Here is a 21,501-nt window from a genome sequence, read left to right as displayed (position 1 = left end):
TGGCCGGTACCCAGTCGGCTAGTCTTTTCACGGTTCTACCGAAGACCGCAGGTTGTCTCCGCGAGGAGATCGAAGGCCCCGTTGCAACACGGGCGGCCCGCGCAGGGAGGACGAGGCTCAAGTTCTTGTGTGACGCCCCGTGCTGCTTGTGCGCGAGGGCGTTTTTGTTGTTTCGGGACCTTCTCCAGGCCGGCGGTCTAACCCAGCCCAGAGAGGAGGCGATCATGGCGAAGCCCACGAAGGTTACGGCGGTCGCTGAGCTTGCGGATTCCTTCCGCACCAGCTCGGCAGCGGTTGTCACTGAGTACCGTGGCCTCTCCATGGCGCAGCTCACCACGCTGCGTCGCGCTCTCGGCGCGGGCACCAAGTACACCGTCGCGAAGAACACTCTCGTCAAGCTCGCTGCTGCGGACGCCGGTGTGGAGGGCCTCGAGGCCCTTCTGTCCGGTCCGACCGCCATCGCGTTCGTCGAGGGCGAGCCCGTCGACGCCGCCAAGGCGATCCGCGACTTCGCGAAGGACAACAAGGCCCTGATCATCAAGGGCGGCTACATGGATGGCCGCCCGCTCTCGGTCGACGAGGTCACCGCCATCGCGGACCTCGAAACCCGTGAGGTGCTGCTCGCGAAGCTCGCGGGCGCGATGAAGGGCAACCTGGCCAAGGCCGCGGGTCTGTTCAACGCCCCGGCTTCCCAGGTCGCTCGCCTGGCTGCTGCCCTGCAGGAGAAGAAGGCCGCTGCGGCTCCCGCCGCCGAAGCCGACGCTCCCGCCGAAAGCTGATCACCCAAAGACACGCCCGACGCTTTCGCGCGGGAAATTAGAAAGGACCGCCGATCATGGCGAAGCTCAGCACCGAAGAGCTGCTCGACGCGTTCAAGGAGATGACCCTCCTCGAGCTGTCCGAGTTCGTGAAGCAGTTCGAGACGACCTTCGAGGTCACCGCCGCGGCGCCCGTCGCCGTTGCCGCCGCTGCCGGCCCCGCCGCGGGTGGCGCTGACGAGGCCGAGGAGCAGAGCGAGTTCAACGTCGTTCTCGAGTCGGCTGGCGACAAGAAGATCCAGGTCATCAAGGTCGTCCGCGAGGTCGTCTCGGGCCTGGGCCTGAAGGAGGCCAAGGAGCTCGTCGAGTCGGCTCCGAAGGCGATCCTCGAGGGCGTGGCGAAGGACGTCGCCGACGCCGCCAAGGAGAAGCTCGAGGCTGCGGGCGCCAAGATCACCGTCAAGTGATCCCTGCCCCTTCGGGGGCTGGCGTTTTGCGCTTTGGACGGGCGTGCACCCCTTTGGGGGTGTGCGCCCGTTTTGCTGTTTGGGGGCGGGTGGGGTGGGGCGGGCAGAGTGGGGGCGCGACCTCTGCGTGGGGTTGAGCTGGCGTGGTGCTGAGCTTGGGTGGGGCTGAGCTGGCGTGGGGCTGAGCTGGCGTGGGCTGACCCTTGCCGGAGCTGACCTTTGCCGGGCCTGAACCGTTGCGTGGAGCTGGCCGTTTGTGGGGCGACCTGTGCGTGGGGGCGAGCTGTGCGTGGGGGCGAGCTGTGCGTGGGGCGAGCCAAGACGGTGGTCACCTTGCGGGCGGCCAGGTTGCGTTGAGTGCTTCCCCTGGGGCTCTGCCCCAGACCCCGGCAATCTGATCAGGGGGCCAGCGCCATGAGCAGGTAGATGGCACGCCTGTTGCTTTGAGCGGCTGCCTGTTGCTTTGTTTGGTTGCGTTGGCGGTGGGGTCCCATCACGAGCCGAGCCCTTATGGAAAGACTGCTCGCCTTCGGCGTCGCTTGAGGAGTGCTCGCCTTTGGTCTCTTGTGATGTGGTTGGGCTCACACCTTCGGTTGAATTCCCGGTTGTCTGGCAGTGGTCTAGGTGGTGGTGACCGTTTTGCGAGGTCACGCTCTGTGGCGTTATCTGAACGCAACCGCCGTTAGGCCAACTGGTGAGTAACCTGCCGCGAACGAACTCGTTGCCCAGATGTGACGCCGATCGCTGCGGCGTCCTCGGGCGTGTGCGGAGGTGCGGATGGGCGTCGAGGTGGTCGTCGAGGGTCTGACCAAGTCCTTCGGCAAGCAGACCATCTGGCAGGACGTCACGCTCACGTTGCCGCCGGGTGAGGTCAGCGTGATGCTCGGGCCTTCTGGTACGGGCAAGAGCGTGTTCCTGAAGTCGTTGGTCGGGTTGCTCAAGCCCGAGCAGGGCAAGATCGTCATCAACGGGACCGATCTCGTGCGGTGCTCTGAGCACCGGCTGTACGAGATTCGGAAGATGTTCGGCGTGCTGTTCCAGGACGGCGCGTTGTTCGGGTCCATGGACCTCTACGACAACATCGCCTTTCCGTTGCGGGAGCACACTCGCAAGACCGAGGCCGAGGTTCGGCGGATCGTTCTCGAGAAGATGGAGATGGTCGGTCTCGTCGGGGCCGAGAAGAAGCTTCCCGGTGAGATCTCCGGCGGTATGCGCAAGCGGGCTGGGCTCGCTCGTGCGTTGGTGCTCGATCCCGAGATCATTCTGTGCGACGAGCCCGACTCCGGGTTGGACCCTGTTCGCACCGCCTACCTGAGCCAGTTGCTGATCGATCTCAACGCCCAGATCGACGCGACCATTCTGATCGTCACGCACAACATCAACATTGCTCGTACCGTGCCGGACAACCTGGGGATGTTGTTCCGGCGCGAGCTCGTCATGTTCGGGCCTCGTGAGGTGTTGCTGACCAGCGACGAGCCTGTCGTCGAGCAGTTCCTGAACGGGCGGCGGCTGGGGCCCATCGGCATGTCCGAGGAGAAGGACACGGCCACCATGGCCGCTGAGCAGGCCCATGCCGACGCCGGGCACTCGGACGGGTCCACGTCCGAGGACGTGCGGGGGATCATCCCGCAGATCGAGCCGACTCCCGGGTTGCCGTTCCGGGACGCTGTCCGGCGGCGCAAGGACCGGGTCATGTCGATCATTCACCAGCTGCCTCACCAGGCTCAGCAGGGGATCATCGAGAGCCTTTCGTCCGAGGAGCAGGTTCGGTACGGCGTGCACGCCGGGACTGCTGTGTCGGCGCCCACGCCCAGTCCTTGGCCTCGGCAGGGTGGTGTTCTGTGACCACTCAGGCCTCGTTCCCCGGTGCTGGGGCGTTGCGGGAGACCGGGAAGCTCTGCCAGCTCGGGATCGACGTCGTGCGCACCGCGTTCCGGCGGCCGTTCCAGTTGCGGGAGTTCATCCAGCAGAGCTGGTTCATCGTCAGCGTGACGGTGTTGCCGACGGCGCTGGTGTCGATTCCGTTCGGTGCTGTCATCGCGTTGCAGCTGGGAAGCCTCACCAGGCAGATCGGTGCGCAGTCGTTCACGGGTGCGGCCAGCGTGCTCGCGATCATTCAGCAGGCCAGTCCGATCGTGACGGCCCTGTTGATCGCTGGAGCCGGTGGCTCTGCCATCTGTGCCGATCTCGGGTCGCGCAAGATTCGTGAAGAGATCGACGCGATGGAAGTGCTCGGGGTGTCGCCGATCCATCGGCTGGTGGTGCCACGGGTGCTTGCCGCGATGTTGGTGTCCGTGCTGCTCAACGGCATGGTCAGCGTCGTCGGTGTGATGGGTGGCTACTTCTTCAACGTGGTCATGCAGGACGGCACGCCTGGTGCGTACCTGGCGAGCTTCTCGGCGCTGGCGCAGTTGCCCGACCTGTGGATCAGCGAGCTGAAGGCCCTGATCTTCGGGTTCATCGCCGGCATCGTGGCCGCCTACCGGGGGTTGAATCCCGCCGGCGGGCCCAAGGGCGTCGGTGACGCGGTGAACCAGGCCGTGGTCATCACGTTCCTGTTGTTGTTCTTCGTCAACTTCGTCCTCACCACGATCTACCTGCAGGTCGTGCCCGCGAAGGGGAGCTGATGGCGAACAAGGTGCTCTCCACCCTGGACGGGTTCGGCGACCAGCTGTCGTTCTACATCAAGGCGCTGGCCTGGACGCCCCGCGCGCTCAAGCGGTACTCCAAGGAGACGTTGCGGCTGCTGGCCGAGGTCAGCTTCGGCAGCGGGGCCCTCGCGGTCATCGGCGGCACGATCGGCGTGATGGTCGGGCTGTCCGTGTTCACCGGCACGGTGGTCGGGTTGCAAGGTTTTACGGCGCTCAACCAGATCGGTACGTCCGCCTTCGCCGGGTTCGTCTCCGCCTACTTCAACACCCGTGAGATCGCGCCTTTGGTCGCTGGGTTGGCGCTGTCGGCGACGGTCGGGTCTGGGTTCACGGCTCAGTTGGGCGCTATGCGGATCTCCGAGGAGATCGACGCGCTCGAGGTCATGGGAATTCCCAGCCTGCCGTTCCTGGTGACCACGCGGATCATCGCCGGGTTCGTCGCGATCATCCCGCTGTACGTGATCGGGCTGCTGACGAGTTATCTGGCTGCTCGCACGATCACCGTGGAGTTCTACGGGCAGTCGGCGGGTACGTACGACCACTACTTCAACCTGTTCCTACCTCCGATCGACGTGCTCTGGTCGTTCGGCAAGGTGCTGGTCTTCGCGGTCGTGATCATCATGACCCACTGCTACTACGGCTACCGCGCGTCCGGTGGTCCGGCCGGTGTCGGTGTCGCGGTCGGGCGCGCGGTGCGGACCGCGATCGTCACGACGGCGCTGCTCGACTTCTTCCTGAGCCTCGCGATCTGGGGCGCGACGACGACGGTGAGGATCGCCGGATGAGGAAACGCGTGCTGGGCATCGCCTTTCTCCTCGCGATCGCCATGTTCCTGTCGCTCACGGTGGCGCTCTACAAGGACGCCTTCAGCGACTACGTGAAGGTCACCCTCAAGACCGACCACATCGGCAACCAGCTGCAGACCGCGAGCGACGTCAAGGTGCGCGGGCTCATCGTCGGGTCGGTGAAGGCCGTCCGCACCAGCGGGGACGGCGCGGAGCTGGAGCTCGCGCTGCTGCCGGACAAGGTCGAGCAGATCCCCGGCAACGTCAGCGCGCGGTTGCTGCCCAAGACGTTGTTCGGTGAGCGGTACGTGAACCTCGTGCTGCCGCAGCAGAAGAGCGCGGCGATCCAGCCGGGCGCGGTCATCTCGCAGGACCGCACGAGCAGCGCGATCGAGCTCGAACGCGTGCTCGACAACCTGATGCCGGTGCTGCAAGCGATCCAGCCGGAGAAGCTCGCCACGACGCTGACGGCGTTGTCGCAGGCGCTCGACGGACGGGGCAAGCCGCTCGGCGAGACGCTGGTGTCGCTCGACTCCTACCTCGGTGAGCTCAACCCGCAGCTGCCCGCGCTGAAGGAGAACATCTCCAGGCTCGCGGACGTCGCGAACGTCTACTCCGACGCCGCGCCGGACCTGCTGCAGGCCCTCAACGACATGACCACGACGACCAAGACCGTCGTCGACCAGCGCGAGAACCTGCTCTCGCTCTACGGCTCGCTGACCACGACGTCGCAGGACGTCACCAGCTTCGTCACGGTCAACAAGAACAACATCATCGCGCTCGCCGACACCAGCCGTCCGACGCTGGAGCTGCTCGCGAAGTACGCGCCCGAGTACCCGTGCCTGCTCAAGGGGCTCGCGGAGTTCGAACCGGTGATCAGCAAGGCGTTCGGCGAGGGCACCAACGAGCCCGGCCTGCACATCACGCTGGAGATCACGCAGAACCGCGGCAAGTACAAGCCGAACCTCGACGAGCCCGAGTACCGGGACAAGCGCGGGCCCCGCTGCTACGACCTGGTCCCGCGGCCGAACCCGTTCCCGCAGTACCCGCCGGAGGGGCCGGTGCAGGACGGCTCCAGCTCGCCGCCGCCCGCCCGCGTCGCGAACGACGGCGTCATCCCGCCCGGCGCGACCATGCCGCAGTCCGCGGACGTGCTGCGGCTCGCGAACTCGCCGGAGGAGGCCAGGCTGATCTCCGCGCTCTTCGGGCCGCGCATCGGCGTCGACCCGCAGGACATGCCCGGCTGGTCGAGCCTGCTGCTCGGACCGCTCGTGCGCGGGACGGAGGTGACCGTCAAGTGAAGGGACTGCTCGCCCCGCTGCTCAAGCTGATCGCCTTCGCCGTGGTCACGATCCTCGCCACGTCGTTGCTCGCGGTCACCATCGCCAACGTCAACCTGTCGAGCGCCACCGAGTACAAGGCGCGGTTCACCGACGTCACGGCGCTCAACGAGGGTGACGACATCCGCATCGCCGGCGTCCGCGTCGGGCAGGTCGACGGGATCAAGGTCGTCGACCGCAAGACCGCCGAGGTCGAGTTCTCGATCGACGGCGACCGCAGGCTGCCCGAGGCCGTCACCGCGACGATCAAGTACCGCAACCTGGTGGGGCAGCGGTACATCGCGCTGGAGTCCGGCACCGGTGACACCTCGGCCGTGCTGGCCGAGGGCGGCACGATCCCGTTGGAGCGCACGAAGGCCGCGCTGGACCTGACGGTGCTGTTCAACGGCTTCAAGCCGCTCTTCCAGGCCCTGTCGCCCGACGACGTGAACAAGCTGTCGTTCGAGATCATCCAGGTGCTGCAGGGAGAAGGCAGCACGATCGACAGCCTGTTGCAGCACACGGCCTCGCTGACCAGCACCTTGGCGAGCAAGGACAAGGTGATCGGCGAGGTCGTCGACAACCTCAACACCGCGCTGGCGACCGTGAACTCGCGCGACGAGGACTTCAACAAGCTCGTGATCACCCTGCAGTCGCTGGTCTCCGGGCTCGCGCAGGACCGCCAGCCGATCGGGGACGCGATCACCGCGCTCGGCGACCTGACGCAGGCCACCTCCAGGCTGCTGGAGCAGGGCCGCGAGCCGTTGAAGAACGACATCGCGCAGCTCGGCATCGTGTCGAAGACGCTGGGCGACAACGAGGTGCTCGTCGACCGGATGCTGCAGCGCCTGCCGAACAAGCTGGAGACGATCACCCGGACCGCGACCTACGGCTCGTGGTTCAACTTCTACCTGTGCGAGGCCAGCGGCCAGATCGCCGTGCCGCCGGTCATCACCAACCCGATCCCGATCACGGCGTTGCCGGTGACCCAGCAGAGGTGCCGCCGATGAAGACCTCGAACCCGATCCGGACCGGCGCGATCAGCCTGACGCTGATCGCCCTGCTGCTGCTGGCCGCGTTCTACTCCGACGACCTGCCGATCGTCGGCGGCGGCACCTCGTACGCCGCGGACTTCAGCGAGGCCGCGGGGCTGGTGCCGGGCAACGAGGTCCGCGTCGCCGGCGTGAAGGTCGGCAAGGTCACCAAGGTCAAGCTCAACGGCGACCGCGTGCGGGTCACGTTCAAGGTCAAGGACGCCTGGGTGGGCGACCGGACGACCGCGATGATCCGCATCAAGACTTTGCTGGGGCAGAAGTTCGTGGCGCTCGACCCGCAGGGCACCGAGCCGCTCTCGCCCGGCGACCCGATCCCGAAGGAACGCACGCTCGCGCCGTACGACGTGAACGAGGCGTTCAACGGGCTCGCGACCACCGTCGGGCAGATCGACACCAAGCAGCTCGCGGACAGCTTCACGGTCCTGTCCGACACCTTCAAGAACTCGCCGGAGCACGTCCGCGGCGCGCTGGACGGCCTGTCCGCGTTGTCGAAGACGATCTCCTCGCGCGACGAGCAGCTGGCGAAGCTCCTGGACAACACCCGGCAGCTGACCAAGACGCTGGCCGACCGCAACGCCGAGTTCGAGAAGCTGCTGTCGGACGGCAACCTGCTGCTCGGCGAGCTGCGCAAGCGTCGTGAGGCGATCAGCGCGCTGCTGACCGGCACGCGGGACCTCTCGCGCGAGCTGAGCGGGCTGGTGACGGACAACCAGAACCAGCTCAAGCCCGCGCTGGAGCAGCTCGGCCGGGTCACCACGATCCTGCAGCGCAACCAGGACAACCTCGACCGCAGCCTGGCGCTGATGGCGCCGTTCTACCGGGTGTTCGCGAACACCCTGGGCAACGGCCGGTGGTTCGACACCTACATCTGCGGTCTGCTGCCGCCCTCGGTGAACCTCGGCGTCGTCGGATTCAACGAGGAAGGCTGCCTGCCGCCGGGGGTGCAGCGATGACTGAAGTGGCGCATTCGAAGACAGGCCGGTTCATCGCGATCGCGTGCGTGCTGGCGCTGGTCGTGACGGCCGCGCTGTGGTGGGTGTTCGCCGGGATGAACGGACGCAAGGTCACCGCGCACTTCGCGGCGGCCGTCGGCGTCTACCCCGGCGGTGACGTGCGGGTCCTCGGCGTGAAGGTCGGCACGATCGACGAGGTCACGCCCGAGGGCAAGACCGTGAAGGTCGTGTTCACCGTCGACCGCGACGTGCGGGTGCCGGAGAACGCGCAGGCCGTCGTGGTCTCGCCGAGCGTCGTCTCCGACCGGTACGTGCAGCTCGCGCCCGCCTACACCGGCGGGCCCGTGTTGGGGGACAACGCCGTGATCCCGCGCGAGCGCACCGCGACGCCGGTGGAGCTGGACGAGCTGTACTCGTCGCTCGACAAGCTCACGACGGCGTTGGGACCCAACGGCGCGAACGCCGACGGGGCGTTGGCGGACCTGCTGAACTCCGCGGCCCGCAACCTCGAAGGCAACGGCCAGGCGCTCAACGACACGTTGAAGAACCTCGGCCAGGCCACGCGCACGCTGTCGGGGTCCAAGGAGGACCTCTTCGCGACCGTCGACAACCTGCAGAAGTTCACGGCCATGCTGGCCGCGAACGACAGCCAGGTGCGCGACTTCAACTCCCAGCTCGCGGACGTGTCGAAGATGCTCGCCGACGAACGTGGTGACCTCGGGGCGGCGTTGAACGAGCTCGCGACCGCGCTGGGCATGGTGCAGGGGTTCATCAAGGACAACCGCGAGGTGCTCAAGTCCAACGTGGACAAGCTCGCCTCGATCACGCAGGTGCTGGTGAACCAGCGGGCGGCGCTCGCCGAGACGCTGGACGTGGCACCGCTGGCCCTGGGCAACCTGCAGAACTCCTACAACGCGGCGTCCGGCACGCTCGACACCCGCGCGAACATCAACGAGCTGAACCAGCCGCCGATCGTGCTGATCTGCAAGCTGATCCAGCAGGCGACGCCGAACAACGTGCCGCCGGTGCTCTCGCAGACGTGCAAGCAGCTGGAGCCGATCCTGACCGGGGTGGTCCCGCTGAAGCCGCCGGCCGAGATCCTCAGCGACCTCAACGCGGGCAAGCTGCCGTTGCCCCTGCCGCTCGCGGGGGTGCCCCAGTGAGGAAGCTGGTCGTGGGGCTGACGGCGTTGTTGCTCGTCTCGGGCTGCGGCTCGGGCGGGTTCGACGGCGTCTACAACCTGCCGTTGCCCGGCGGTGCCGACGTCGGTGACCACCCGTACCGGGTCAAGGCGCAGTTCAAGGACGTGCTGGACCTGGTGCCGCAGGCGGGCGTGAAGGTCAACGACGTGCCGGTCGGGCGGGTCGAGAAGATCGACCTGGGCGCCGACGGCTGGACCGCCGAGGTGACGTTGCTGGTCAACGGCGACGTCCGGCTGCCGGCCAACGCGTTCGCGAAGCTGCGCCAGTCCGCGCTGCTGGGCGAGAAGTTCGTCGAGCTCGGCAAGCCGAAGGACGCGGTCGGCTCGCTGGCCGACAACGCCGTGATCCCGGTGGACCGGACCAACCGCAACCCCGAGGTCGAAGAGGTCTTCGGCGCGTTGTCGATGCTGCTCAACGGTGGTGGTGTGGCGCAGCTGCAGAACATCACCAAGGAGCTCAACGCGGCGATGGAGGGCAACGAGGCCGAGATCCGCTCGTTGCTGGGCAACCTCAACACGTTCGTCGGGGAGCTCGACAAGCACAAGGCGGAGATCGTCCGCGCGCTCGACTCGATGAACCGGCTGGCCGGGACGCTGGCACAGCAGCGGGACAAGATCGCGGTCGCGCTGACGGACCTGCAGCCCGGCCTCCAGGTGCTGGCCGAGCAGCGCACGCAGCTCGTGACGCTGCTGAACTCGTTGAACAAGCTCTCCGGCGTCGCGACGGACACGATCAACCGGAGCCGCGACGACATCGTGGCGGACCTGAAGGCGTTGCAGCCGACGCTCACCAAGCTGGTCGAGTCGGGGCAGAACCTGCCGAAGTCGCTGGAGCTGCTGCTGACCTACCCGTTCCCGGACGAGGCGCTCGACGGCATCAAGGGCGACTACACCAACGCGTTCATCGACCTCGACCTGAACCTCGGCACCGTGCTCGACAACCTCGGACGGTCGCGGCAGTCGCCGATCGACTCGCTGATCCCGTCGCAGGGAACGCCGTTGCCGATGCCGAACATCCCGCTGCCGAACCTCGGGCAGGGCACCGGGTCCGGGCTGGGCGACCTGCTCGGCGGGCTGCTGGGAGGTGGTCGCAAGTGATCACGCGGGGGACCAAGCTCAAGATCGGCGCGTTCGTGCTGGTCGCGTTGCTGGGCATCTCTTACGTCAGCGCCACGTACGTCGGGCTGTTCAAGTCGTCGTCGACGGTCGTGACGATGCAGCTCGCCGACTCGGGCGGCATCTTCACCAACGCCGAGGTGACCTATCGCGGCGTGACGATCGGGCGGGTCGGGCAGCTGCGGCTGACGTCCGACGGCATCGAGGCCGACCTGGAGCTGGACGCCGACGCACCGCGCGTGCCGTCCTCTCTCGAGGCCGTGGTGGCGAACCGGTCGGCCGTGGGTGAGCAGTACGTCGATCTGCGCCCGAAGGCCGACGGCGGTCCGTACCTGGAGGCCGGGTCGGTCATTCCGCGGTCGTCCACGAAGACGCCTCCGCCGGTGGACGGGCTGCTGTCCAATTTGGACGCTTTTGCCTCGTCGGTGCCGACGGACTCCCTTCGGACCGTGGTCGACGAGCTGCACACGGCGTTCAGCGGCACCGGCGGGGACCTGCAGGTGTTGATCGACAACACCGCGGCGTTCACGGCGGCCGCCAAAGAGCACCTGCCGCAGACGACGCGGTTGTTGCAGGACGGGCGGATCGTGCTGGCCACGCAGGCCGCGTCCGGTGGTGCCATCAGGTCGTTCAGCGGGGACCTGCGGTTGCTCGCCGAGCAGCTCAAGGCGTCCGACGGCGACCTGCGGCGGTTGATCGTGGCGGTGCCGCCGGCGTCCGAGCAGGTGTCGGCGTTGCTGAAGGAGAGCGGGCCGAACCTCGGGGTGGTCTTCGCGAACCTGCTGACGACGTCGAACATCCTCGTGACCAGGCGTGATGGTTTGGAACAGATCGCGGTGACGTACCCCATCGCCGTCGGCGGCGGGTTCTCCGTGGCGCCGGGCGACGGGTCGGCGCACTTCGGGCTGGCGCTGAACGTGTTCGACCCGATGCCGTGCACCGTCGGCTACGAGGGCACGACCATCCGCACTGGTGCGGACACGTCGGCCGCGCCGCTGAACACGCAGGCCTACTGCGCTCTCGCGCGCGGGTCGGCGACGTCGGTGCGAGGCTCGCAGAACGCGCCGTACGGCGGCACGCCGACCACGCCGGTCGGCAACGCGACGACGCAGCCCGGCCAGGAGCCGACGGGGCAGGCCGCTGCTCCCGAGGCGCCGTTGCTGACGTCGCTGGGCCAGCTGCTCGGCCTGCCTTCGGAGGGGAAGAAGTAGTGCGGATCTTCACGGTGGTCGCCGCGGTCCTGGCGGTGCTGACGTTCGGCTACGCGGCTTTCTTCGGCGTGGCCTGGTACTCGGCGTCGCACTCGTCGGAGTCGTCGTTCGCCTCCGTGCGCGACGAGGCCCTGCGCTCCGGCCAGGTGGGCGTCACGAACTTCCTGACGCTCGACTACAAGAAGGTCGACGAGGACCTGCAGCGCTGGCTCAACTCGTCGACCGGCGACCTGCGCGCCGAGATCGACAAGGACAAGGACTCGCGCAAGAAGCAGCTGGTCGACGCCAAGTCCGTGACGACGTCGAAGGTCCTCGACGCCGCGATCACCGAGCTGGACGACCGCGCCGGCAGCGCGTCGATGATCGCCGTGGTCGAGAGCACCGTGACGCCCGACGGCGGCCAGCAGGTCACCAAGATCAACCGGTACCTGACCAAGCTCACCCGCACCGAGGACGGCTGGAAGCTCTCGCAGCTCGGCCCCCTGCGGGCGGGCGTCTGATCCGGCCAGAGCTGATTGGAACGAGTGGACGTGCCCCCTTCCCGCCGCCGCCCCATTCCCACGCCGCCCGCCGGAGGCCGCCCGAAGGTCGCCGGTCTGAACCGCCGCACGTCGGCGGAGCCGGTGGCCGCGCCTGCCGAGTCGCCTGAGGTCTCTGCCGGGGCGTCGCCGGTGTCGCCTGAGGTCGCTTCTGCCGGGGCGTCGCCGGCGGTGTCGCCCGCCGAGTCCGTCGCCCCCGCGGTGGAGCCGGCTGGCGAGCCGGTGCCCGAAGAGGCAGACCTCAAGGCTCCGGAACCGCTCGACTGGACCCCGCCGGCCAAGCCGAAGCTCAAGGCGAAGAAGGCCGAGAAGGCCGAGAAGGCCGAGAAGGCCGAGCCCGTCGAGCCGGCCGAGCCCGAGGCCCCGTCCAAGGGCGGCTGGGTGCTCCCCGCGGCGCTGCTGGTGGTCGCGGTCCTGTTGGGCGCGCTGGGCACGTTCTTCCTGGTGAAGTCGCGCTCGGTGTCCTACGACTCGGCCCTGGTCGACTCAGCGACCACCTCTGAGGTGAACGGCCAGATCCGCGAGGCCGTCGAGAAGTCGTTCTCGTACAACTTCGCCGACGTCGAGTCCACCGAGAAGGCCGCCAAGGAACTGCTCACCGGCAAGGCCCTGTGCCAGTACAACGCCGTGTTCGGCCCGGTGAAGGAGGTCGCGCCGCAGCAGAAGCTGGTCGTGACCGTCCGCGTCGTGTCGTCGGCCGTGTCCTCTCTCAAGGACGACCACGCCACCGTGCTCGTGTTCGCCGACCAGGTCACCACCCGCACCACCGACAACCAGTCGGGAGGCGGCACCGCCATGCTCCGCGTGAGCGCGGTCGACGACGGCGGCCGGTGGAAGGTCGACAACATGGAGATGTTCGGGGCGACGGCGGAGCAGAACCGCCAGCTCCAGGGCTGCTGACCGCAGGCGGGTCCCGGCGTTCGCGCACGGCCCGCTACCCGCACGGCTCTGCTCGCGCGCATGGCGCGGCCATTCACGCACGAGTCCGCATTTGAGTGCGGCCTGCCCCCGCGCACGGCTCTGCCCCCCCCCCCCCCGCGCACGGCTCTGCCCCCCGCGCACGGCTCTGCTCTCGCGCACGGCTCTGCTCTCGCGCACGGCTCCGCTCTCGCGCATGGCGCGGCCTCTCGCGCACGGCTCCGCTCTCGTGCACGGCTCCGCTCTCGCACACGGCTCTGCCCTCGCGCACGGCGCGGCCACTCACTCACGGCTCTGCTTTCACTCACGGCTCCGCTCTCGCGCACAGCCCTCTCACGCGCGCACGCGCGTGCATTCGAGCGGGTCCGGTCGACCGCCTACGGCAGGCCACCCAGTCACGGTCCAGCCCTCACGCACCCCCCGAGCGCCCCCCCGAGCGCCCCCCGAGCGCCCCACCCGAGCACCCCGCCTGAGAACCCCGCCTGAGAACCCCGCTCACCGCTTTCCGGCACCCCGCCGAGCAGCGGGTCGTTTGGGGCGGGCCGGTGCGGGGTAAGTGATCACCGTCCCTTAAGATCAACTCCGCTGCGAGGACGCCCCAGGAGCCCCAGAAGCACCGACGAGACGCTCTCCGCCAGCCCCGACACGCGTGACCTCAGTCACACAAATCTTGTGGCGCTCTGTAAGTCCACTTGAGGCCGTCAACTTCCCACCAAAACGGCCGTACACGTGTTTCCCCAGGTCAAATGGGTGACTTGCAGTAAACGGCGCTCCATCCAGAGGGTGGATCGGCCCGCAACATCTTGACTGCGCGCTCATGCAGGGTCACTCTGTCGGTGAGCAAGAGGAGGGTCCTTCCAGGTGCCTCTCGACAGTCGCCGTGCGCGTGGCTAGACTGCCCCTTTGCGCTGCCCATTTTCCGCTTGCCCTTCGCCGAGAGCGTGGATTATGCGGGCATCGCCGCACCCTTGACAGCCGTGCTAGTTCGCTCTAGCCAGCTACCTGTCCCTGGAAGGACGCATCTTGGCGATCTCTCGCGCGACCAAGGCCACTGCTGCGACCAACTCCACGTCGGGGATCCCTGGAGCGCCGAAGCGGGTCTCGTTCGCGAAGATTCACGAGCCGCTTTCGACGCCCAACCTGCTTGACCTGCAGATCCAGTCCTTTGAATGGCTCACCGGCGACGAGGCGTGGTTCCAGCGCCGCGTCGATGCCGGCGACGAGACTCCGACGGGCGGCCTCGAAGAGGTCCTCAACGAGATCTCGCCGATCGAGGACTTCTCCGGCTCCATGTCACTGTCCTTCTCCGACCCGCGCTTCGACGAGGTCAAGGCCTCGACCGAAGAGTGCAAGGACAAGGACATGACGTACGCGGCACCGTTGTTCGTCACGGCGGAGTTCACCAACCACACCACTGGCGAGATCAAGAGCCAGACGGTGTTCATGGGTGACTTCCCGATGATGACGAACAAGGGCACGTTCATCATCAACGGCACTGAGCGCGTGGTGGTCTCTCAGCTCGTGCGTTCGCCCGGTGTGTACTACGACACCGCGGTCGACAAGACGACCGACAAGGACGTCTTCAGCGTCAAGATCATCCCGTCCCGGGGTGCTTGGCTCGAGTTCGACGTCGACAAGCGCGACACCGTCGGTGTCCGCATCGACCGGAAGCGTCGCCAGCCGGTGACGGTGCTGTTGAAGGCTCTGGGCTGGAGCACGGAGCAGATTCGCGAGCGGTTCGCGTTCAGCGAGACGTTGCTGACCACGCTCGAGAAGGACCACACCGCGGGTACCGACGAGGCGTTGCTCGACATCTACCGCAAGCTGCGTCCGGGCGAGCCGCCGACGAAGGAGTCGGCGCAGGCCCTGCTGGAGAACCTGTTCTTCAAGGACAAGCGCTACGACCTGGCGAAGGTTGGCCGTTACAAGGTCAACAAGAAGCTGGGCCTGGACACCGAGATCAACACCGGTGTCCTCACCGAGGACGACATCGTCACGACGATCGAGTACCTCGTCCGTCTGCACGCCGGTGAGACGGTGATGGACGCTGCCGCCGGTGGCGACGTGCCCGTCGAGGTCGACGACATCGACCACTTCGGCAACCGTCGTCTCCGCACGGTCGGCGAGCTGATCCAGAACCAGATCCGCGTCGGTCTGTCCCGCATGGAGCGCGTCGTCCGCGAGCGCATGACCACGCAGGACGTCGAGGCCATCACGCCGCAGACCCTGATCAACATCCGTCCCGTCGTGGCGGCGATCAAGGAGTTCTTCGGCACCTCGCAGCTCTCGCAGTTCATGGACCAGACCAACCCGCTCGCGGGTCTGACCCACAAGCGCCGCCTGTCGGCACTGGGTCCGGGCGGTCTGTCCCGTGAGCGCGCCGGCATGGAGGTCCGCGACGTCCACCCGTCGCACTACGGCCGCATGTGCCCGATCGAGACGCCGGAAGGCCCGAACATCGGTCTGATCGGTTCGCTCTCGAGCTACGCGCGGGTCAACCCGTTCGGCTTCATCGAGACGCCGTACCGCAAGGTCACCGACGGCCGGGTCACCGACCAGATCGACTACCTGACCGCGGACGAGGAAGACCGCTACGTCAAGGCGCAGGCGAACTCGCCGACCGACGACGAGGGCAACTTCACCGACGACCGCGTCCTGGTCCGCAAGAAGGGCGGCGAGGTCGAGTTCATCGACCCGACCGACGTCGACTACATGGACGTCTCGCCGCGCCAGATGGTGTCGGCCGCGACGGCCATGATCCCGTTCCTCGAGCACGACGACGCGAACCGCGCCCTGATGGGTGCGAACATGCAGCGTCAGGCCGTGCCGCTGCTCCGCTCCGAGTCGCCGCTCGTCGGCACCGGCATGGAGCTGCGTGCCGCGGTCGACGCCGGTGACGTCGTCGTCGCGAAGAAGACGGGTGTCGTCGAGGAGGTCTCCGCCGACTACATCACCGTCATGGCCGACGACGGTGCGCGCAACACCTACGCGCTGCACAAGTTCCGTCGCTCGAACCAGGGCACCTGCATCAACCAGAAGCCCATCGTCAACGAGGGCGACCGGATCGAGGCGGGTCAGGTCCTGGCCGACGGTCCTTGCACCGAGAACGCCGAGATGGCGCTCGGCAAGAACCTGCTCGTGGCGATCATGCCGTGGGAAGGCCACAACTACGAGGACGCGATCATCCTGTCGCAGCGCCTCGTGCAGGACGACGTTCTCACCTCGATCCACATCGAGGAGCACGAGATCGACGCCCGCGACACGAAGCTCGGCGCCGAGGAGATCACCCGGGACATCCCGAACGTCTCCGAAGAGGTCCTGGCCGACCTGGACGAGCGCGGCATCATCCGCATCGGTGCCGAGGTCCAGCCTGGCGACATCCTCGTCGGCAAGGTCACGCCCAAGGGCGAGACCGAGCTGACGCCGGAGGAGCGCCTGCTCCGCGCGATCTTCGGTGAGAAGGCGCGCGAGGTCCGCGACACGTCGCTGAAGGTGCCGCACGGTGAGTACGGCAAGGTCATCGGCATCCGCGTCTTCTCGCGTGAGGACGACGACGAGCTGCCTCCGGGCGTGAACGAGCTCGTCCGCGTCTACGTGGCCCAGAAGCGCAAGATCCAGGACGGTGACAAGCTCGCCGGCCGCCACGGCAACAAGGGCGTCATCGGCAAGATCCTCCCCGCGGAGGACATGCCGTTCCTCGAGGACGGCACGCCGGTCGACATCATCCTGAACACCCACGGTGTGCCGCGTCGTATGAACATCGGCCAGGTGCTGGAGACCCACCTCGGGTGGATCGCCAAGCAGGGCTGGAGCATCAACGGGGACCCGGACTGGGCGAAGAACCTGTCCGAGGACCTGTTGGAGGTCGAGCCCGGCACCAAGACCGCGACCCCCGTGTTCGACGGCGCGAAGGAAGAGGAGATCACGGGCCTGCTCGGCTCGACGATCCCGAACCGCGACGGCGAGCGCATGGTCAAGGAGAACGGGAAGGCGCAGCTCTTCGACGGCCGCTCCGGCGAGCCGTACCCGTTCCCGGTGTCCGTCGGCTACATGTACATCCTGAAGCTGCTGCACCTGGTCGACGACAAGATCCACGCGCGTTCGACCGGCCCGTACTCGATGATCACGCAGCAGCCGCTGGGTGGTAAGGCGCAGTTCGGTGGTCAGCGCTTCGGTGAGATGGAGTGCTGGGCGATGCAGGCGTACGGCGCCGCATACACCCTGCAGGAGCTTCTCACCATCAAGTCCGACGACGTGCTCGGCCGCGTGAAGGTCTACGAGGCCATCGTCAAGGGCGAGAACATCCCGGAACCCGGTATCCCGGAGTCCTTCAAGGTGCTGCTCAAGGAGCTGCAGTCGCTCTGCCTCAACGTCGAGGTCCTGTCTTCGGACGGTGCCGCGATCGAGATGCGCGACGGCGACGACGAGGACCTGGAGCGCGCGGCCGCGAACCTCGGCATCAACCTGTCGAGGTCCGAGTCGCCCTCCGTGGACGACGTCGTCAACTAGTCACCTCGCCGGTCGGTGAAGGGGATGCCTCCCGCGTCCCCTTCACCGGCCCTCCGACCAGCTCCTTTGCCACCGATCTAAAAAGGGGAAGAGAGTAGACGTGCTCGACGTCAACTTCTTCGATGAGCTCCGCATCGGACTCGCGACGGCGGACGACATCCGCCAGTGGTCCTTCGGCGAGGTCAAGAAGCCCGAGACCATCAACTACCGCACGCTCAAGCCTGAGAAGGACGGCTTGTTCTGCGAGAAGATCTTCGGTCCCACCCGGGACTGGGAGTGCTACTGCGGCAAGTACAAGCGCGTGCGCTTCAAGGGCATCATCTGTGAGCGCTGCGGCGTCGAGGTGACCCGTGCGAAGGTGCGTCGTGAGCGCATGGGCCACATCGAGCTCGCCGCTCCGGTCACGCACATCTGGTACTTCAAGGGCGTCCCCAGCCGGTTGGGCTACCTGCTCGACCTGGCCCCCAAGGACCTCGAGAAGATCATTTACTTCGCCGCCTACGTCATCGTGGGCGTGAACGCGGAGCTGCGCCACAACGACCTGCCGACGCTCGAGAGCGAGATGCAGGTCGAGCGCAAGCGCGTCGAGAACCGTCGCGACGCCGACGTGGAGGCCCGCGCCCAGAAGCTCGAGGCCGACCTGGCCGAGCTCGAGGCCGAGGGTGCCAAGTCCGACGTGCGCCGCAAGGTCAAGGAGGGTGGCGAACGTGAGATGCGCCAGCTCCGCGACCGCGCCCAGCGCGAGCTGGACCGCCTCGACGAGATCTGGTCCACGTTCACCAAGCTCGAGCGCGCTCAGCTGATCGCGGACGAGCTGCTCTACCGCGAGCTGTACGACCGCTACGGCGACTACTTCACCGGTGCCATGGGCGCGGAGGCCATCCAGAAGCTCCTGGGTGACTACGACGTCGACGCCGAGTCCGAGATCCTGCGCGAGACCATTCGCAGCGGCAAGGGCCAGAAGAAGCTCCGTGCGCTCAAGCGCCTCAAGGTCGTTGCCGCCTTCCAGGCGACCCGCAACAACCCGCAGGGCATGGTGCTGGACTGCGTCCCGGTCATCCCGCCGGACCTGCGCCCGATGGTGCAGCTCGACGGTGGCCGTTTCGCGACGTCCGACCTGAACGACCTGTACCGCCGCGTGATCAACCGCAACAACCGCCTCAAGCGACTGATCGACCTCGGCGCGCCCGAGATCATCGTCAACAACGAGAAGCGGATGCTGCAGGAGGCCGTCGACGCGCTGTTCGACAACGGCCGCCGCGGTCGCCCGGTCACCGGTCCCGGTAACCGCCCGCTGAAGTCGCTGTCCGACCTGCTGAAGGGCAAGCAGGGCCGGTTCCGCCAGAACCTGCTCGGCAAGCGCGTCGACTACTCCGGCCGTTCGGTCATCGTGGTCGGCCCGCAGCTCAAGCTGCACCAGTGCGGTCTGCCCAAGCAGATGGCCCTGGAGCTCTTCAAGCCGTTCGTGATGAAGCGGCTCGTGGACCTCAACCACGCGCAGAACATCAAGTCCGCCAAGCGGATGGTCGAGCGTGCGCGCCCGGCCGTGTGGGACGTGCTGGAAGAGGTCATCACCGAGCACCCGGTGCTGCTGAACCGCGCACCCACGCTGCACCGCCTCGGCATCCAGGCCTTCGAGCCCCAGCTGGTCGAGGGCAAGGCCATCCAGCTGCACCCGCTGGTCTGTGAAGCGTTCAACGCCGACTTCGACGGTGACCAGATGGCAGTCCACCTGCCGCTGTCCGCCGAGGCGCAGGCCGAGGCCCGCGTCCTGATGCTGTCGTCGAACAACATCCTGTCGCCGGCGTCCGGCAAGCCGTTGGCCATGCCGCGTCTGGACATGGTCACGGGCCTGTACCACCTGACCCGGCACAAGGTCGGCGACCTGGGCGAGGGCCACTCGTACTCGTCGCCCGCCGAGGCGCTGATGGCGTTCGACCGCAAGGTCCTGGGCCTGCAGTCGATGGTGAAGATCCGCGTCTCCGACAAGAACCCGCCCAAGGGCCAGGAGCCCGAGGGCTGGGAGCCCGGTCAGCCGTGGCTCGCGGAGACCACGCTGGGTCGCGTGCTGTTCAACGAGATCCTGCCGCAGGACTACGCCTTCATCAACGAGGTCATGCCCAAGAAGCGGCAGGCCGTGATCATCAACGACCTGGCCGAGCGCTACCCGATGGTCACCGTCGCCCGGACGCTGGACAAGCTGAAGGACGCCGGTTTCCACTGGGCCACCCGCTCCGGTGTCACGGTCGCGATCTCGGACGTCCTCGTCCCGGCGGCGAAGCAGGACATCCTCGAGGAGCACGAGCGCCTCGCGGACGCCGTCGAGAAGCGCTACCAGCGCGGTCAGCTCTCCCATGAGGAGCGCAACTCCGAGCTGGTCAAGGTGTGGACGAAGGCCACCGAGCAGGTCCACGAGATCATGGAAGACAACTTCCCCGAGGACAACTCGATCCGCGTCATCGTGCAGTCCGGCGCCGCCGGCAACATGACGCAGGTCCGTTCGCTCGCGGGTATGCGTGGTCTCGTCACCAACCCGAAGGGTGAGTACATCCCGCGCCCGATCAAGAACTCGTTCCGCGAGGGCTTGTCGGTGCTCGAGTACTTCATCGCGACGCACGGTGCCCGCAAGGGTCTGGCCGACACGGCGCTTCGTACCGCCGACTCGGGTTACCTGACCCGTCGTCTGGTGGACGTCTCGCAGGACGTCATCATCCGCGAGGTCGACTGCGGCACCACCCGTGGTGTGCAGATGACCGTCGGCGAGCAGCTGGGCGACAAGGTCGGCCTGCACGAGTTCGCGCAGACGTCGGTCTACGCCCGCACGGTCGCGGACGACATCACGGACGCGCAGGGCAACCTGGTCCTGAACCGCGGCGACGACCTCGGCGACCCGGCACTCGTGTCGCTGGTCGAGGCCGGCATCGTCCGCGTCAAGGTCCGCTCCGTGCTGACCTGTGAGTCCGCGGTCGGTGTGTGCGCGTCCTGCTACGGCCGCTCGATGGCCACCGGCCAGCTGGTCGACGTCGGCGAGGCCGTTGGCATCGTCGCCGCCCAGTCGATCGGTGAGCCCGGCACGCAGCTGACGATGCGTACGTTCCACCAGGGTGGTGTGGCCGGTGACGACATCACGACCGGTCTGCCCCGTGTCCAGGAGCTCTTCGAGGCCCGCGTCCCGAAGGGCAAGGCGCCGATCGCCGACGTCGATGGCCGCGTGCGCATCGAGGACGGCGACCGCTTCTGGAAGATCACGCTCATCCCGGACGACGGCTCCGAGGAGATCGTGTTCGAGAAGCTGTCCAAGCGTCAGCGTCTCGCCAACACGGCCACCGGCCCGCTGCAGGACGGCGACCACGTGTCCGTCGGCCAGCAGCTGCTGGAAGGTACTCCCGACCCGCACGAGGTCCTGCGTGTCATGGGCCCGCGCGAGGCGCAGCTGCACCTCGTCCAGGAAGTGCAGAAGGTCTACCGCGCCCAGGGTGTGGCGATCCACGACAAGCACATCGAGGTCATCGTCCGGCAGATGCTCCGCCGGGTGACGATCATCGACTCCGGCGCGACCGAGTTCCTGCCGGGTTCGCTGGTCGAGCGTGCCGACTTCGAGTCGGGCAACCGCGCGGTCGTCGCCGAGGGTGGCGAGCCGGCCGCCGGCCGTCCGGTGCTGATGGGTATCACGAAGGCCTCGCTGGCGACCGACTCGTGGCTGTCCGCGGCGTCGTTCCAGGAGACCACTCGTGTGCTGACCGACGCCGCCATCAACGGGCGTTCGGACAAGCTCATCGGTCTGAAGGAGAACGTGATCATCGGTAAGTTGATCCCGGCTGGTACGGGCATCAACCGCTACCGCAACATCCAGGTCCAGCCGACCGAGGAGGCGCGTGCCGCTGCGTACGCGATCCCCTCGTACGACGACGGGTACTACACCCCCGACGTCTTCGGCACGGGCACTGGTGCCGCGGTGCCGCTGGACGACTACGACTTCGGTCGCGACTACCGCTAGTCGGTGTCTTCGAACGGCCCCC

15 protein-coding genes are annotated in these 21,501 nt (G+C 67.3%); all 15 read left to right on the top strand.

Annotation, left to right across the window (positions count from 1 at the left end; genetic code table 11):
* The first annotated feature begins 224 nt into the window (after positions 1-224).
* Entirely contained in the window at positions 225-779 is a 555-nt protein-coding gene (gene rplJ / locus ACWF7A_RS40735; RefSeq protein WP_093606340.1) for a 50S ribosomal protein L10, read from the top strand.
* 56 nt (positions 780-835) lie between these two features.
* A complete protein-coding gene (gene rplL / locus ACWF7A_RS40730; RefSeq protein WP_189160134.1) occupies positions 836-1,225 on the top strand; it encodes a 50S ribosomal protein L7/L12 in 390 nt (129 codons plus the stop codon).
* Positions 1,226-2,002: 777 nt separating this feature from the next.
* Entirely contained in the window at positions 2,003-3,070 is a 1,068-nt protein-coding gene (locus ACWF7A_RS40725) for an ABC transporter ATP-binding protein (protein WP_452255822.1), read from the top strand.
* A complete protein-coding gene (locus ACWF7A_RS40720; protein ID WP_452255821.1) occupies positions 3,067-3,852 on the top strand; it encodes an MlaE family ABC transporter permease in 786 nt (261 codons plus the stop codon). The genes ACWF7A_RS40725 and ACWF7A_RS40720 overlap by 4 nt, the downstream gene beginning before the upstream one ends.
* Positions 3,852-4,661 carry an MlaE family ABC transporter permease gene (locus tag ACWF7A_RS40715; RefSeq protein ID WP_090065886.1) on the top strand — a complete coding sequence of 270 codons (810 nt, stop codon included), beginning with the start codon at positions 3,852-3,854 and terminating at the stop codon, positions 4,659-4,661. Before ACWF7A_RS40720 ends, ACWF7A_RS40715 begins: the two co-directional genes overlap by 1 nt.
* Positions 4,658-5,962, top strand: coding sequence for an MCE family protein (locus ACWF7A_RS40710; protein WP_452255820.1), 1,305 nt, complete (start codon positions 4,658-4,660; stop codon positions 5,960-5,962). The genes ACWF7A_RS40715 and ACWF7A_RS40710 overlap by 4 nt, the downstream gene beginning before the upstream one ends.
* Positions 5,959-6,990, top strand: a complete 1,032-nt coding sequence (locus ACWF7A_RS40705) for an MCE family protein (protein ID WP_452255819.1) — start codon at positions 5,959-5,961, stop codon at positions 6,988-6,990. Before ACWF7A_RS40710 ends, ACWF7A_RS40705 begins: the two co-directional genes overlap by 4 nt.
* Positions 6,987-7,988 (top strand): MCE family protein, encoded by a 1,002-nt coding sequence (locus tag ACWF7A_RS40700; RefSeq protein WP_452255818.1) that lies wholly within the window; start codon positions 6,987-6,989, stop codon positions 7,986-7,988. Before ACWF7A_RS40705 ends, ACWF7A_RS40700 begins: the two co-directional genes overlap by 4 nt.
* Positions 7,985-9,151: an MCE family protein gene (locus ACWF7A_RS40695; protein ID WP_452255817.1), complete on the top strand. Its 1,167-nt coding sequence runs from the start codon at positions 7,985-7,987 to the stop codon at positions 9,149-9,151. Before ACWF7A_RS40700 ends, ACWF7A_RS40695 begins: the two co-directional genes overlap by 4 nt.
* Positions 9,148-10,287 carry an MCE family protein gene (locus ACWF7A_RS40690; protein ID WP_452255816.1) on the top strand — a complete coding sequence of 380 codons (1,140 nt, stop codon included), beginning with the start codon at positions 9,148-9,150 and terminating at the stop codon, positions 10,285-10,287. Before ACWF7A_RS40695 ends, ACWF7A_RS40690 begins: the two co-directional genes overlap by 4 nt.
* A complete protein-coding gene (locus ACWF7A_RS40685) occupies positions 10,284-11,516 on the top strand; it encodes an MCE family protein (protein WP_452255815.1) in 1,233 nt (410 codons plus the stop codon). The genes ACWF7A_RS40690 and ACWF7A_RS40685 overlap by 4 nt, the downstream gene beginning before the upstream one ends.
* Positions 11,516-12,016, top strand: coding sequence for a hypothetical protein (locus ACWF7A_RS40680; protein ID WP_452255814.1), 501 nt, complete (start codon positions 11,516-11,518; stop codon positions 12,014-12,016). Before ACWF7A_RS40685 ends, ACWF7A_RS40680 begins: the two co-directional genes overlap by 1 nt.
* 30 nt (positions 12,017-12,046) lie before the next feature.
* Positions 12,047-12,955 carry a hypothetical protein gene (locus ACWF7A_RS40675; protein ID WP_452255813.1) on the top strand — a complete coding sequence of 303 codons (909 nt, stop codon included), beginning with the start codon at positions 12,047-12,049 and terminating at the stop codon, positions 12,953-12,955.
* A 1,041-nt stretch (positions 12,956-13,996) separates the two neighbouring features.
* The gene (gene rpoB, locus ACWF7A_RS40670) at positions 13,997-17,482 is read left to right on the top strand and encodes a DNA-directed RNA polymerase subunit beta (RefSeq protein WP_452255812.1); all 3,486 of its coding nucleotides are present in this window, start codon (positions 13,997-13,999) and stop codon (positions 17,480-17,482) included.
* Positions 17,483-17,582: 100 nt separating this feature from the next.
* The gene (locus tag ACWF7A_RS40665; protein WP_452255811.1) at positions 17,583-21,479 is read left to right on the top strand and encodes a DNA-directed RNA polymerase subunit beta'; all 3,897 of its coding nucleotides are present in this window, start codon (positions 17,583-17,585) and stop codon (positions 21,477-21,479) included.
* Positions 21,480-21,501 lie beyond the last annotated feature (22 nt).

Source organism: Lentzea sp. NPDC055074 (assembly GCF_053608005.1).
Note: the sequence above shows the minus strand (reverse complement) of the source record. Positions and strands in the feature narration are given on the sequence as shown.

Bases quoted from the DNA above. Each gene is read 5' to 3' on its own strand.
- ACWF7A_RS40700 (WP_452255818.1), top strand. From the start codon at position 6,987: ATGAAGACCTCGAACCCGATCCGGACCGGCGCGATCAGCCTGACGCTG.
- ACWF7A_RS40710 (WP_452255820.1), top strand. From the start codon at position 4,658: ATGAGGAAACGCGTGCTGGGCATCGCCTTTCTCCTCGCGATCGCCATG.
- ACWF7A_RS40725 (WP_452255822.1), top strand. From the start codon at position 2,003: ATGGGCGTCGAGGTGGTCGTCGAGGGTCTGACCAAGTCCTTCGGCAAG.
- ACWF7A_RS40715 (WP_090065886.1), top strand. From the start codon at position 3,852: ATGGCGAACAAGGTGCTCTCCACCCTGGACGGGTTCGGCGACCAGCTG.
- rplL (WP_189160134.1), top strand. From the start codon at position 836: ATGGCGAAGCTCAGCACCGAAGAGCTGCTCGACGCGTTCAAGGAGATG.
- rplJ (WP_093606340.1), top strand. From the start codon at position 225: ATGGCGAAGCCCACGAAGGTTACGGCGGTCGCTGAGCTTGCGGATTCC.
- ACWF7A_RS40695 (WP_452255817.1), top strand. From the start codon at position 7,985: ATGACTGAAGTGGCGCATTCGAAGACAGGCCGGTTCATCGCGATCGCG.